Annotated in this window: 9 protein-coding genes and 2 pseudogenes; 6 read left to right on the top strand and 5 right to left on the bottom strand. The window is 67.2% G+C overall.

What is annotated here, in order from left to right; translation table 11 throughout:
• Nucleotides 1–2121 precede the first annotated feature (2121 nt).
• Nucleotides 2122–2511 (top strand): hypothetical protein, encoded by a 390-nt coding sequence (locus tag BMZ33_RS17460; RefSeq protein ID WP_136697337.1) that lies wholly within the window; start codon nucleotides 2122–2124, stop codon nucleotides 2509–2511.
• Between the two features lie 150 nt (nucleotides 2512–2661).
• On the opposite strand, the gene BMZ33_RS17455 is transcribed toward BMZ33_RS17460, so the two are convergent.
• Together BMZ33_RS17455 and BMZ33_RS17450 are read right to left on the bottom strand one after the other, a co-directional pair.
• Nucleotides 2662–3033 carry a hypothetical protein gene (locus BMZ33_RS17455; protein WP_091113743.1) on the bottom strand — a complete coding sequence of 124 codons (372 nt, stop codon included), beginning with the start codon at nucleotides 3031–3033 and terminating at the stop codon, nucleotides 2662–2664.
• Between the two features lie 244 nt (nucleotides 3034–3277).
• Entirely contained in the window at nucleotides 3278–3625 is a 348-nt protein-coding gene (locus BMZ33_RS17450) for a hypothetical protein (protein ID WP_136697336.1), read from the bottom strand.
• A 293-nt stretch (nucleotides 3626–3918) separates the two neighbouring features.
• Here BMZ33_RS17450 and BMZ33_RS24795 point away from each other — a divergent pair.
• Nucleotides 3919–4305: pseudogene (locus BMZ33_RS24795) on the top strand (hypothetical protein); the annotation flags it as partial.
• Nucleotides 4306–5544: 1239 nt separating this feature from the next.
• On the opposite strand, the gene BMZ33_RS22790 reads toward BMZ33_RS24795, so the two are convergent.
• Nucleotides 5545–6381, bottom strand: a complete 837-nt coding sequence (locus tag BMZ33_RS22790; RefSeq protein WP_136697335.1) for a hypothetical protein — start codon at nucleotides 6379–6381, stop codon at nucleotides 5545–5547.
• Between the two features lie 819 nt (nucleotides 6382–7200).
• Here BMZ33_RS22790 and BMZ33_RS17440 point away from each other — a divergent pair.
• A complete protein-coding gene (locus BMZ33_RS17440; RefSeq protein ID WP_091113732.1) occupies nucleotides 7201–7827 on the top strand; it encodes a recombinase family protein in 627 nt (208 codons plus the stop codon).
• Nucleotides 7828–7980: 153 nt separating this feature from the next.
• Here the strand turns inward: BMZ33_RS17440 and BMZ33_RS17435 are convergent, their stop codons facing one another.
• Nucleotides 7981–8493, bottom strand: a complete 513-nt coding sequence (locus tag BMZ33_RS17435) for a hypothetical protein (protein WP_091113729.1) — start codon at nucleotides 8491–8493, stop codon at nucleotides 7981–7983.
• A 199-nt stretch (nucleotides 8494–8692) separates the two neighbouring features.
• Here BMZ33_RS17435 and fxsT point away from each other — a divergent pair, with 199 nt between their 5' ends.
• Nucleotides 8693–11725 (top strand): FxSxx-COOH system tetratricopeptide repeat protein, encoded by a 3033-nt coding sequence (gene fxsT, locus BMZ33_RS17430; protein ID WP_091113728.1) that lies wholly within the window; start codon nucleotides 8693–8695, stop codon nucleotides 11723–11725.
• A gap of 21 nt (nucleotides 11726–11746) precedes the next feature.
• On the opposite strand, the pseudogene BMZ33_RS23775 reads toward fxsT, so the two are convergent.
• A pseudogene (locus tag BMZ33_RS23775) lies at nucleotides 11747–11857 on the bottom strand (IS5/IS1182 family transposase); the annotation flags it as partial.
• 74 nt (nucleotides 11858–11931) lie between these two features.
• Between BMZ33_RS23775 and BMZ33_RS17425 the strand changes: the two are divergent.
• Both BMZ33_RS17425 and BMZ33_RS17420 read left to right on the top strand, forming a co-directional pair.
• Nucleotides 11932–12648, top strand: a complete 717-nt coding sequence (locus tag BMZ33_RS17425) for a GDSL-type esterase/lipase family protein (protein ID WP_091113725.1) — start codon at nucleotides 11932–11934, stop codon at nucleotides 12646–12648.
• 590 nt (nucleotides 12649–13238) lie between these two features.
• Nucleotides 13239–13714, top strand: a 476-nt coding sequence (locus BMZ33_RS17420) for an IS110 family transposase (protein WP_136697219.1), incomplete at its 3' end; no start/stop codon positions are given.

The raw sequence follows: 13714 nt of genomic DNA, 5'->3' as shown, positions 1-13714 counted from the left end.
TGACGACGACAAGATCAATATTGCGCTCACTCTCGGTCAACTCGCATTAGCGGTTTCGATCCTCGATGACTGGTCCCCGCTTCATCTTCGGGACGTAGATGCGATGGAGCGATGGCTCAATGCGCCGCAAAATCGACCTGACCGTCGCTTTCCTGCTCTCAGCAGGTTCTTTGCTGCACAAGAAGACGATATACTCCGCTCCGTCAGTAAGAGCGGGACGAATTTCGCCGCCTCAATCAGTAGCCAGGTTCCGCTCGGTGGGCAAAGCATTTCCTATCGCGGCTTGGTTGAGCCAGTGACTGGTCAGCCATTGTTCCGCGACATCGCGTCGCATATCATTAAGGATCTCGCGGTCGACCCGAGCCTACCTCGGACCGATCGCGATCGACTGACTCGGGAGTGGGAGCAGAGATCGCAGCTTCTGAACATGGCTCCGACGAAGCTCGGGGTAATACTAGGGTCGACGACGTCAACTGCGGGTCAAGTGGCTTACTACCCCCCCGTCTCAGTTCTTCCTGCGCATCCGCTGGTCCACGTCCAGAACAATTGCTCAACCGCTCCGATTCCAGGCATCGAGCCTGTAGGAAAGAAGCCCCGCTACCTGCCTCCCGGAGACTCCGCACTTTGGTTCATGGACTCCAGTGGCGGTCGGAGCGCGGTTCATGTTTCCCCCGGTGCGCTTAGATCGTGGCTGGAGGGGTTATCTGAAGACACGACCGTTTGTGTTCGCGATGGTGGCTCCTTCCTCGGAACGGCGATCGGCGAGCCGCGATTGCGAAAGCGTAGGCACGTCGTGCTCGTACAGAATAGAACCCCCGCACAGGTGGCAATCGAAGTGTCCGCTCTTGGACTCGACGCCACTCGCGGCGTCGTTCTAGTAGCACATGTCGCGTCGGAACTAAAGGACGTCTCCTACGTGTTGCTTCGGCCGCAGGCGGATGCAGTCGTGGTCATCTTGCCCACTGCGTACATCAGTGCCCTAGAGTTCTGTAGAACCGTGACGGAGAGTACCGTAGGAGCGCGATTCGCTCCTCGTGGCGTTGCGGATTTTTTCCCCACGCAGCGAGCCAGGGTTGACGTCCGCCGTGTGATTGACACATTTGAAGGGCGTCACTGGGACACGGAACTTCTTCCTGAGTCCACCGGGTCGACGCCATGCACCACCGCCATCTCGGCCGCTGACAAACGTGTAGAGGAGTGCGTCTACCGATTAGTCGAGCTCTGGAACGACTTCAAAGATGTTCGCACCGCCAACGCTCAATGGCGATTGATTGCGTACGCCCAGGAGGTTTGGCGAGGAACCGACCTCTGGGTCACGGATGTGAACAGGCGTATAGACGCTCTTGAGAATCTTACTAGCCTGCTTCATGAATCATGGTTGCTTAGGCGAGAGGTTGCAGCGCTCCGTCTCAGTGTAGAGATGTACAGGCGGCTACTATCGGAATTGCCCCTCGACTGGCCGGTTAGGTTCCGATACGCAGGGAATGCAGGGCAAGCCATGCTGAGATTGTGGGGGGACAGTGGAGACGATTCGCTCAGGCGAGAGGCCTTACCGCTATTGCGTGCAGCAAACGTCATATGACAGCTGTGCGCGGTGTAGAACGTACCGCCGCTAGCCTGCTCGGAGCGTGCCGTCGCCGCACGAGATTCCCTCGAGCTCCTAAGGTCCTCGGCAGGGGTCGCATCGGCTTGAGGACGCCCGACGAAGCTCGACGGCCGTGGTCGCACGCGGCGCCGGGGGGATGCTGCGTGTCCTTGAAGCCGCCTGTCGCAGAAAGCTTGCCGGACGCAATTTAGAAGGCGCACACCGGAGGAAGACTCGACTCTCGGCCGTGCCTATATCGGGGTAGCACTACAGATGTTGCGCCGCCTAGAAGACGTTGCGGAAGTAGGTTCACGGGCTATGTCTCGCTGTGGCGCGCCGATGCAGGTGCCGGGCATGTCATCGCCGGCGTCTTCCCCGCCGCCGCGGCGGATCACTGACGAGCTGTGGGCGCTGGTCGAGCCCGCTGGCTCCACAACCGCGGTCACGGCCTGCCCGGGTGGTCACCCGGGGACGACGATGCACGCCAGGCGCGCGCCGCGATCGCTGCCGCCGTCGACATTCCTGCCCCCGGCGACATGCCCGCCACCCCCACCGTCGGAGCGGACGTTCTCACCCTCGTGCACAGCTACGCCCACCGCATGATCCGTCAGACCGCCGTCTTCGCCGGCATCGACCGTGACGCGCTCAACGAGTACCTGGTGCCCAGCCACCTCGGCTTTTTCCTCTACGCCTCCCCGCGTGGCGACTTCGTCCTCGGTGGCTTGCAGTCGGTGTTCGAGACCAACCTGAACCTGCTGCTGGACACCGTCACCACGGCCGAGTCCCGATGCCCTCTCGACCCCGGTTGCGCTCGTGGGACCGGCGCGTGCAGCGCGTGCCTGCACCTGGGCGAGACCTCCTGCCGTGCCTACAACACCTTCCTGGACCGCCGAGGGCTCCTGTCCGCGGGTGGATTTCTCCGATGACTCGATGCCCGACTCCGACTACCCGACGTCGCAGTCCGCACCTCCACTCGGGACGACGCCAGCGGCGTCCACCCGTCTCCCCGGGGATCAGGGCGGCCACGGCATTGCGCCTGCACGCACGGGTCGGCGGTGGCTCCCCGGCGGGGGCCGTCAGGTGATCCTGGTCTCGCTCGCTACCGCGCGCCTGCGCCGCTCCCACCGTTCGATCTCGTCCACAGCGGTCGACCGATAGTGGCCGGGCAGCCCGCCGGCCTCCATGTGCTCGATGACGTTGTCCGTCATGCTCTTCACAATGCCGGGATACCTGGCCTCGACGACCTCGAGCGCCTTGAGTACCGAGCGGAGATTCTTGCGGTCGCCGGCCTGTTGGGAAATGACCTTCCGCCATACTTCTGGGGCATCCAGCCGCAGATTGCGGCGATGCAGGGAGCTCGTCCAAAGGTGCGCGCCGAAATATGCCTGCAGATTCTTGCAGATGCGGAGAGCTTCAGCCTCGTCGATCGGCCGAGAGAACAAACCCATGCCGAGACCGTAGTTGCGCGATCAGCAGCGCCCATCGCCCAAGCTGGCTAGCCGACACGAATGAGCGACGAGTACGCGTCACTCACTTGAGCAGTAAGGCGACCGTTCAGGCATGCCGAGTCCACCGCGCCCGCGCCCGCGGCCGCTGCCCGAGTTCGTCGACACGGCATCGCCGTCCTCGTCCAAGACTCCACTGGCTGCCCCTGTCATCGGCAACGTCGCGTGCCTCGCCGGGGTGGAACGTTCAGGTCAGGAGCTCCGCGAAATCCACCCATTGGATCGAGCGCTCGTCGTCCGCAGACAGCTCGTCGAGCCGCAGCCAGCGTTGACATGACGGGGCTTCGTCGATCCGCGCGAGAACCCAGTCCGCAAAGCGACCTCGCTTGCCGAGATCGACCGTGGGATCAATCTCGGCCCACATCCTCACCTGAGCCTTGCCGGCCCGTGCACGAACCAGCAAGCCGACATCACTGATCAATACCGGAGCTAGCAGCGCCAGGTACGGATGGGCCTCGTAGACCAGCGGCCGCACCGGCACTCCGCGTGCCAGCAGTCGTCGCTCGGACAGTGACACCAGGCCACGGCTCTCCACCGCTCACTCCTCGACTCGGGCGGCCCGTTGATCGGCCACCACATCCTGGACCCACCGTGCGGCGTCCTTTTCCTGGGGGCGGGCCAGGCATGTCCGTGGGGATGAGCGTCGGCGGTAGTGCTGCGGCCGTCGCCGACGATTGACGCACCGGAGCACCGGCGTCGGCCCGCCTATGGAGGTGTGCCATGACGGTGCTGCCGATCGGCTACCCCGGGTGCCCACCGACGACCGACACCTGACCGCCCAACGTGACGGGCTGCTCGCGCTCGTGGTAGCTCTGGGACACCTACGTCGACCACGGCCTGACCTCCTCCAACCGCGAGCGACCCGGGCTGCGTGAGGCCTTGGCTACCTGGCGGGAGGGCGACACCCCGGCGGTGACGAAGCCCGACCGGCTCGCCGCATCGCCACCGTCCGTGCACCTGAGTCCGGCCGCCTGGGTGCTCTACGCATGGACAGCCGGCCACGATTACGACGCATCTACTGACGAGGCTCTGACTGGCAGTATGTGTCTGTGGGATCGGTGGCGTGTCAGCGGTGCTCGTCGCTCGAGTTTCGCCCGATCGCCCCTACCTTCGTCGAGTGCTCGGGCGTCATCGTCGAGCAGCGCTACGCCGGCGATCAGCAGGTCGGGTGGCACGTCCCCGGCCGGGTCCCCGCCATGGCGCCCGCATATGTGACCGTGGAGGTTCCATGCCTGGTTCGGCGTCACACCTTCGCGCTGGGGTTCACTATGAGTGACAGCCCGTGGCCGACGTGCCGCTGTGGGACCTTCGCTATCGGCCGGTGCTCGGCCTGTGCCACACCGGTTTGTGGCGACGACAGCAGCCGGGAGCACGGCTCGGGCCTGCGGCTATGCACGGCGTGCGCTCAATCGCCGGACATCATCGCGGACCTCAAAGCGGTCGGCTTGCCTGCTGAGCGCGACCCCGACGCCGTGCGACGCCTGCGTGCGTTGACCGAAAGGGCTGCGCCTGTGCGGGCCGCCCACAGGCGGGACGAGAACGGCGGGCACGCGGCCGAAGTTGCGAAGAACGAAAGGCTGGTCGGCGGCTTCAAGTCTTATGTGACTTCGATGCGGGCCGTTCGTGATGCTGGCCAGCCCGGTGAGTTCCGCCGAATGCGGGACCGGCTCGGCTGCGGTAACCACGACTGCCCCGAGCCAATTTGCCGGGCATTACGAGTGGAGCTCGGGATTGGCTGATTCCGTTAGCGGATCCCCTGCGGGACGCCGCTCCCGTCCTCAAGTCTGTTGGGCGTCGCCGCGGCGGGTTCCGTTACCGGGACGGGCTTGTAGTGAGTAGCCTCGTGATCGGATCAGGCGCCGTCCGCGCCCTCATGTGTGTTCCTGACTGCCGGCCGAGCCGCGACCTGGTTGCCCCGCCGAGGGCGCTCCGAAGCTGCCAAAGAGCCCGAAAGTTGCCCGCGCTCCAGGCTGCCAGAGAGCCCGAGAGTTGCCCGCGCTCCAGGCTGCCAAGACGTTGCATGCGTTGGTCGGGAGTCGGCGGGCGCGGATCAGGATAACGAGAGCCGGCCCAGAGCTGATAGTTGGGGCGGTGCCGTCGTAGCGCAGCCCCCGGCGTTCGTAGGGCAACAGCGAACCCAGCGTCCGCTTGACCACCCGGCGATGCCGGCCCAGGGGCTGGCTGAAGTCCCGACCAATCTGGCTGGCGTCCGCGGTCGCATCGGATGAAACTCGCCGGCCCTGCACCGCGGCCCGGAAGATCGTCCGGACGGCGGTGAACCGGTTCGCGAGGGTCAGCGGCGCCATTTTGTGCCGTCGGGGCGCATCCGCATCCCTGGATAGATGTGCTGATAACACCTTCGCCGCTCGCAAGTCCTCCCGTTGCGTGACGTGCCCATCCATCGAGCAAGGGTCTCGTCTCGAGGTGGAGATTGTGTCGCTGAGACGGGGCAACTCAGTCGGCGCAGTATGGCGACCCAAAGCGTTCGGACGCGAATTGAATCTGATCCGGTCCTGGAGTCTCCGACGTTGTGAAATGGTAGGTCGCTTCAACCCCAGCGATGCGGAAGGGGTCGGATCTTGAACCAAGTTGGCGGTGGTACGTCCTGCCGTTCAAAACGTACTCGATGTCCAGACCGAACTCGTAATTGAAGCCACAGGCTTGCACGTCCAGGTGCAGCGCTACCGGCTCGTCTTCCGATACGGTAAATACGTCGCCCAGGCCATTCAAGGCCGGGGCCCCCTCGTCGGGGCGCCCCTCTCCGGTGAGGCCTCGATCGACAACGTAGCCTTCTCCGTTTTGTAAGTACATATCGAGAAGTCGGAAGACGGAACCACCGCAGTCGCCATCTGCATCCGCCAGAGCCCAGTGTGGGGCCATTGCGGTCTGCCTATAGATAACTGGGGTGATGCTGTGGACGAGGATCGTGTCCGCGGTTGAGCCCGAAAGCACCAGGTCCATGCTTCCCCACTGGTATGCGGTTGCAAGCTCCGACGCTAGTAAAAATTTCGAATCAACCACGCGGTTCAGAGCATCAAATGTTGCTGGGAACTGCTCGCCCTCGGCTACAGAGGCTACAAGCTTGCGGGAACAAGGGGTGTGAGGCCAGTCCGCGGCTCGGACGTTGAGAAGACTTTCCCCCCTTGCGACATCTAGCCAGTCCAGCCAGGCGGGGCTCCATCGGTCTAAGGCCGTCCCGGCCAAGGCTCCCGATACAAAGGTAATTATTGCAAATACGGTCGCGAAGATGCGCTTGGTCCCGCGCTTCAGCGGGCCGCCGCCCTCGCCCACGCTGGCTGTGGCGTCCGCAGCGGGAAGGTCGGCTGATGACCTAATGGATGGACGGCGCTCGGGTCGAGCTTCCTTAGGTGTGTCCGTCGCTCTGTGCGCAGTGTTCGTGGGAGCGCTAGCTCCTCGTTGTGTCTCCGCTCGACCGTCTGCTCGCTGGTTTGGCGTCCTTGGCTTGCGCCTCGCTGTCACGGTTCCCCCAGTCCAGCGGTTGAACGAAGTGGAGGAGAGGCTAGCGCTGTAGCAAGGATGTGTATTGGGGACACCCGTGGCTACGTCGGCCCGCGTAATGGCGTAGCTCCTGCGGCACCCGGTGATCCAGTCCGAGCGCGATGACCCCAAGTGACCGTCCGCCGGAACCAAGGGGCACCGGTCCGACCCGCCGCCCGCGGTCGAGGTTGAGCGCGGCGGCCAGTAGTGGCCGGGCTTCCAGCGCGCCTGGCGGCTGTGCGTTGACGGCCGTGGCTGGCGCGCCGAGGTCGAGTTCACCGATGACTACAACTGGGGCCGGGGCAAGCACCTGGACAGCGCACCGCCGGAGCGCCCGCGGCTCGTCGCCGCGGGCCGACCCTTCAGGATGGGAGACGCCATGCCCGACCAGCCGTCGAGCCGGCCTCCAGCGCCCGTCGGGGATCGTCGCGCGGGACGGCGCGCAGGGGATCCCTCGCGGGCGTGGAGTGTGTCGCCTGCGCGAGTGACGTCGTGGTGACGAGCCAAACGACGGGGATTCGTGATGATCACCGTCCGTGGACAGCGGCTGTGGCCGTCGCCGGTGATCGACCCACCGGAGCGCCGGCGTTGGCCTGCCCGTGGAGGTGCGCCATGAAGGCGCTGCTCATCGGCTACGCCCGCGTCTCGACCGACGCCCAGGACCTGACCGCGCAACGCGAGGGACTGCTCGCCCTCGGCGTCGACTACTCGCGCATCTACGTCGACCACGGCTTGACCGGTACCAACCGCGAGCGTCCTGGGCTGCACGAGGCGCTGGCCGCCTGCCGCGAGGGTGCCACCCTGGTGGTGACAAAGCTGGATCGGTCGGCCCGCTCCCTGCCCGACGCCCGGGCGATCGCCGAGGTGCTCACCCGACGGCAGGTCCGGCTCAGCCTGGGCGGGCAGGTGTACGACCCGCACGATCCGGTCGGCCAGCTGCCGTTCAACGTGCTGGCCATGGTCGCCGAGTTCGAGTCCGACCTCATCCGGCTGCGCACCCGCGAAGGCATCCGGGTGGCCAAGGCCAAAAGCAAACTGCGCGGAAAACAGCCCAAGCTCAACCCGCGCCAGGAAACGCACCTGGTCGACCTCTACCGGCAGGGCGAGCACAGCACTGCCGAACTGGCCGACCTGTTCGGCGTCGCTCGCTCAACCGTCTACCGCGCCCTTGAGCGCGACCGAGTCCGCGGCAATCAGCCAGCGCGTCAGCTCGGGACCCCTGCAGGCCCTGGCCACTGACGTCGACGAGCGAGACGCGGGTGTCCCGCAAAGAGGCGGGACTTCCGAGACAATTGTCATCATGCAGGAATTGGCGACTGAATCGTTCGCCCGGCGCCGAGGGTTCGAGGGGCACGGTGTAGGACGTGATCCGTGCCCCTCGACTCGGTGATCTCAGTTGACGGGGCTTGGGGAGATGCGGCCCTTGATCTTCAGGGTTCCGCGCCTGGCGTCGAGCACTCCGCCGGAGAAGGTCCCGCTGCCCACCAAGGTGACGTCGCCGTCGGGTTCTACCGGTGAACCCGGTCCTGACGTCCGCAAGGTCAGCGACAGGGTCGAGTCCTCCTCGGTGGGGGGCATGAGCGGCACATTTGGAAGCTCGGCGCTGTGGTCGAACTTCAGCTTCAGCGGCAGCGCGATCGACCCATTCGTGAAGGTGCCGCTGCCGCCACCCATCTTCGTCACCGTCACCCTGTTCGGCCCGAAGGGAGTGTCGAATGTCCTCGTACGGATCGGCGGGAACGTGGTGACGACCACCGTGGAACTGGTGAACTTGAGGCCGACCTTGATGGCGGCCACGAATGGGCCTTGAGCCGGATTGAAGTCCGTCGTGATGGTGGCCTCACCAGTGAAGGTGGCTTCCAGGGCTGCCCCTCGAGTGCTGGCCGTGGTTGCTGCGTCGGTCATGATCTCTCCTCGTACCAGGGTCCCGGGTGGACTCGGTGAGATCAGGTTGCCGAGCGGTCCTGATCGGTTTCTGAAGAAGGGCTTAAGTCCCTTGAGCGCTCCCCTGACGATGGGCAGCGTGGGATAAGTCTGACGCAGTTGGACTCGTGGGCGGCTGCCCCGGACCACAGGTCACCGGGGAAGGCGCGAGGAGCTGGCGTTGAACATCCGGCTGCTGGGGGCGTTCGAGGTCACCGCCGCGGGCAGGACTCTGGCGCTCGGCGGAACCAAGCAGCGGGCTGTCCTCGCTATGTTGGCGCTGCAGGCGAATCGAGTGGTGCCGATCGACTCGCTGATCACCGGCCTGTGGCACGAGGCGCCGCGCAGCGCCGTCAACGCCGTACAGGTGCATGTATCCCAGCTGCGGCGTCGACTGCAGGTCGACGACGCATCCGACCAGGGTGTGGTGTTACTGCGGCGGAAGCCGGGCTATGTGCTCGGGTGCGCCCCCGAGACGCTGGACGTGTGGCGTTTCGAGCGGCTCGTCCGGGAGGGCGTGAGAGCTCTCCCTGCAGCGCCGGCGCTGGCCTCGGCGACGTTGGCTGAGGCGCTCGGGCTGTGGCGTGGGGCGCCACTCGCCGAGTTCGCCGATGCACCGTTCGCTCCGCTGGAGACAGCTCGGCTGGAAGAGCAGTGGCTCACCGCTCTGATCGCACGGGTGGAGGCCGATCTGGCTCTTGGCGAGCATGCCCGGCTCGTCGGTGAGCTTCACACCCTCCTGACCCGCTATCCCCTGCAGGAACGGCTGCACCGTCAGCTGATCCTGAGCTTGTACCGATCGGGGCGACAGGCCGAGGCCCTGGAGGCCTATCAACACGTGAGGCGCATCCTCGCCGAGGAACTCGGCATCGATCCCGGCCGGGCACTGCAGGAACTGGAAACCGCCATCCTGGCCCAGGACCCGCAACTGGACTGGTTGCCGCCGCCGGCACCGAGCGTGCCCTGGTCGATCGGCGCCGGCTCCGGGCCGACGACCACGACCGGAGCCGGCTCCCTCCGCAGCAGCCCTGAATTGCCGGAGGTGCGTAACCCGCCGCCGCGCAATCCGCACTTTACCGGCCGCGAGGACATGCTCACCGAGCTGCGGAAGCGGCTGCACGCCGGGGAGGCCACGCTCGTCGTACAGGCGCTGTACGGGCTGGGTGGAGTGGGCAAGACCCAGTTGGCGATCGAGTACGCACACCGGTTCGCCGCCGACTACGACCTGGTGTGGTGGGTCGACGCCCAACAGCCGGTGCTCATTCCGGACCAGCTCGCCGCCCTCGCCGACCGGCTCGGACTTCCGTCTGGGCCCACGGTGACCGCCACTGTCGACCGACTGCTCGCCCAGCTGCGCAGCCGGGATCGCTGGCTGCTGATTTTCGACAATGCGGAGCGGCCGCAGGACGTTGCCGACCATCGGCCGAGCGGGGCTGGGCATGTGCTGATCACCTCCCGCTTTCCCGGCTGGGGAGCCCTGGGCGGGCGACTGGAGGTCGACGTGATGGCCAGGGCAGAGACGATGGCGCTGCTGCGGGCCCGCATTCCGGCGATGAGCGAGGAGTTGGCCGACCAGCTCGCCGCCGAGCTCGGTGATCTGCCGCTGGCCGCTGCGCAGGCTGCCGGTTATTTGGAGCAGACCGACCTGCCGGCAGGCGACTATGTGCGCCGGTTCCGCGCCCGCCGAGCCGACCTGCTGGCCCGCGGCGACGTGCTGGGCTATCAAGGTCGGGTCGACACCACCTGGGCGCTGTCGATGGAGCAGCTGCGCGGCCAGGACCCAGCCGCGGTGCAGCTGCTAGAGCTGGCCGCCTTTCTAGCTCCCGAGCCCATCCCGCTGGCGCTGATCGGCGTCCACGTTGACCTTCTCGAAGAGCCGCTGCGCGCGACCGCCGCGGATCCCGACGCCCTGGCCGATACCATCGGCGCGCTGGTCGGCTACTCGCTTGCCCGCCGCCGCCCCGACGGCTTCCAGGTTCACCGGCTGGTGCAGGCGGTGATCCGCTACCAACTCTCCCCTAACCACCAAGAGGCCGTCGCCCACCGAGCAGTGGCGCTGCTGGCCGCCGCATCTCCCGGCAATCCGGAGAATCCGGCTGGCTGGGGTGTCTACGCTCGGCTAGCCCCGCACGTGCTCGCCACCGCCCCGCTGGGAGATTCCTCACCCACTGGCCGGCATCTCGTCCTAGACACCGCCCGCTACCTGCAAGCTAAGGGCGACAATTCCGCCAGCCGGGCCGTCTGCGAACAGTTGCTCAACCGCTGGCGTCCGATCCTCGGTCCCGACCATCCCGACACCCTGACCGCCACGAGCAATCTGACCCTTAGCCTGGTTCAGATTGGCGAAGTGGAGTCGGCCCGCGTCCTGGGCCAGGACACGTTGCAGCGCTGCCGTCAGGTGCTCGGACTGGACCACGCCATCACGCTGTTGGCGGCGGCCGCCCTGACCCTTGCGCTGACAGGGCTAGGCGAGGCGGAATCGGCACGCTCCCTAGGCGAGGACACCCTGCAGCGCAGCCGTCGGGTCCTCGGACTGGACCACGCCATCACTCTGGAGGCGGCGGGCACCCTGACCGGTCTGCTGGCTTCGCTGGGCGAGGGGGAATCGGCACGGGCCCTTGGCCAGGACACCCTCCAGCGCTGCCGTCGGGTCCTAGGCAAGGACCACGCCAGAACCCAGTGGGCGGCCGCCACCCTGACCGGTGCACTCGCAGCGCTGGGCGACGCGGAATCGGCCCGCGCCTTGGGCCAGGACACCCTGCAACGCAGCCGCCGGCTGCTCGGCGCGGATCACGCCGTCACCCTGTTGGCGGCCAACGCCCTGACCGTCGCCCTTGTTTCGCTGGGCGAGGCGGAACCCGCCCGCGCTCTGGCTGAGGACACCCTTCAGCGCTGCCGTCGGCTGCTCGGCCCCAATCACGCCATGACCCTGTTGGCGGCGGCCACTCTGACCGGTGCCTTAGCTTCGCTGGGCGAGGCCGAACCGGCCCGCGCTCTAGGCGAGGACACGCTGCACCGCAGCCGCCGAGTCCTTGGCCCGAATCACGCCACCACGGTGGTCGCGGCGGCCGCCCTGACCGGCGCGCTGGCTTCGCTGGGCGAGGCCGAACCGGCCCGCGCTTTAGGCGAGGACACGCTGCAGCGCAGCCGCCGGGTCCTCGGCCCTAGACACCCAATTACGCAGCACCTAAAGCAGGCCAGCGAAGACCGCTAAGAAGACGTTGCATCAGTCGCTCTAAATGCGTCGGGTGCATATGAGGGTGACGGCGAAACGGACCAGCGCGGTGATCGTCGTGGCGGTGCGGTCGTAGCGCAGCGCGAGACGCTTGTAGGACAGCAGCCAGCCCTGGCCACCAACACGCTAGGCACCGCAGCCACCGCCGCTGCGCACCGGCTCGGTTGAGGCCACAGGATGGCGGTATGGCACCGGCGGCCCACTATGTCGCGCTCGGCGACTCGATCTCGATCGACGACTATTCGGGTGGCCCCGGGCGGGGCGGGGCCAGCCTCCTGCACCGCAACCGCGACGACGACTTCGCCGAGTGGCGCGGCCGCGATCTCCTGACCGTCGACCCCGACGCAACGTTTTCGCTGCTGGCCACGGACGGCGCGACGACGCGAAGCCTGCTCGAAGTTCAGCTGCCGCGGCTGGCCGCGCTCACGCGCCGGCCGACGATCGTCACCGTCACCATCGGTGGGAACGACCTGCTCGGCGCGTTCGGGGACACCTCAGCGGCGCGCGGGGTAGTCGTGCGGGTGCGCAGCGCCTTGGCCAGCGCCCTGCCCGTGATCGACGAGCTGCTCGCGCCGGGCGGGCGAATCGTCGTCGGCACCGTCTACGACCCCAGCGACGGCACTGGGGACGCCGGCCGACTCGGGCTCCCACCCTGGGACGACGCCGTCGCGGTTCTCGCCGAGCTCAACGCGTCGCTCCGCAGCGTCGCCGGAGAGTACGGCGCGACGGTTGCCGAGATCGCCGAGCGCTTCGCCGGCCACGGGCTTCTCTCGGGGGACCCGACGCGGCCGGAGGCGCGGCCGGCCGAGCGGGCGCTGTGGTTCTGCAACCTGATCGAGCCGAATGCGTGGGGCGCCGGCGGCGTCCGGGCGGCCTTCTGGGACGCGATTCACGACAACTGAGGGAGCCCACGGCTCCTCGCCCATGGGTCTCCTGTTCGGTCGGGAGTAGGCGACCTTAGACGGCTCCTCGTCTACGTCCATCCACCCGTCACGGTGGGACCGCGCACGCGCCGGCTGACCTGTCCGCCGCGCCCACGGACTCGCAGCAGGACGCGCTGGCCGGCGGCCTGAGGGTTGCCAGAGGTCTCGCCACATGGACCGCTTGAGCCTGGCCGGACACTCGACCCAGCACCGCCGCACATCGGACAACACCCCGCCCCTCGCACATCGCCCGCCGACCGGTCAGAGCCCTCTCGACCGGTACCGGGGACTACAAGATCGCAAGGCATCACACGTCTTGCACCTGCGGTACGAAGAGACGCCCCGTCGCCGAGCGGGGTGCTCGCGGGCGTCACCGGCGAGGCTCGACGTCTTGCTGCCCGTCGTGATCGTGTGTGGCCTTCGCAGTGAGTGCCCGCCGGTGACGCCTGCCGATGTCCTGGGCGGTTGACGCCTGATAGGAGCGTGGGCCGCGGCGGCCCGCAGGTGCGTGCGCTCCCGCCCGGGACCTCGGCGGTCGCGAGCACGGAGTCGACGCGAGAGGAGTCGGCGTGCTCGCCGGCATCGACACGCACAAAGACACCCTGGCCGTGGCCGTCATCGACGATCGCGGCCGCCCGGTGGCGGTCACCGAGCTGGCCAACACCGAGACCGGCTTCGACGCCCTCGAGGAGCTGCTGAGGCGCCACCAGGTGGCGCGGGTGGGCATCGAGGGCTCGGGCAACTACGGCCGCGGCGCCGCGGTGCGCCTGGTGCTCACCGGCGGGCTGGAGGTGGTCGAGGTGCCATCCAGCCTGACCTCCCGCGAGCGCACCGCCCGCCCGGCCCGAGGCAAGACCGATCCGGGCGATGCGGTCGCCATCGCCCGGATCACCGCCCGCGAACCGGGCCTGCCCCCGGTGCGCCTGCCCATCGGGCAGGCCGCGGACCTGCGGGCGTTGTGTGACTACCGGACCCAGTTGGTGGCCGAGCGCACCGCGCTGGCCAGCCGCACCCACGCCGAGCTGCACGGCCTGCACCCCGGCTA

It is taken from the genome of Geodermatophilus dictyosporus, assembly GCF_900115505.1.
GTDB classification, from domain to species: Bacteria; Actinomycetota; Actinomycetes; order Mycobacteriales; family Geodermatophilaceae; genus Geodermatophilus; species Geodermatophilus dictyosporus.
Note: the sequence above shows the minus strand (reverse complement) of the source record. Positions and strands in the feature narration are given on the sequence as shown.

Bases quoted from the DNA above. Each gene is read 5' to 3' on its own strand.
- BMZ33_RS17440 (WP_091113732.1), top strand. From the start codon at position 7,201: ATGAAGGCGCTGCTCATCGGCTACGCCCGCGTCTCGACCGACGCCCAG.
- BMZ33_RS17435 (WP_091113729.1), bottom strand. From the start codon at position 8,493: ATGACCGACGCAGCAACCACGGCCAGCACTCGAGGGGCAGCCCTGGAA.
- BMZ33_RS17460 (WP_136697337.1), top strand. From the start codon at position 2,122: ATGCCCGCCACCCCCACCGTCGGAGCGGACGTTCTCACCCTCGTGCAC.
- BMZ33_RS17455 (WP_091113743.1), bottom strand. From the start codon at position 3,033: ATGGGTTTGTTCTCTCGGCCGATCGACGAGGCTGAAGCTCTCCGCATC.
- BMZ33_RS17425 (WP_091113725.1), top strand. From the start codon at position 11,932: ATGGCACCGGCGGCCCACTATGTCGCGCTCGGCGACTCGATCTCGATC.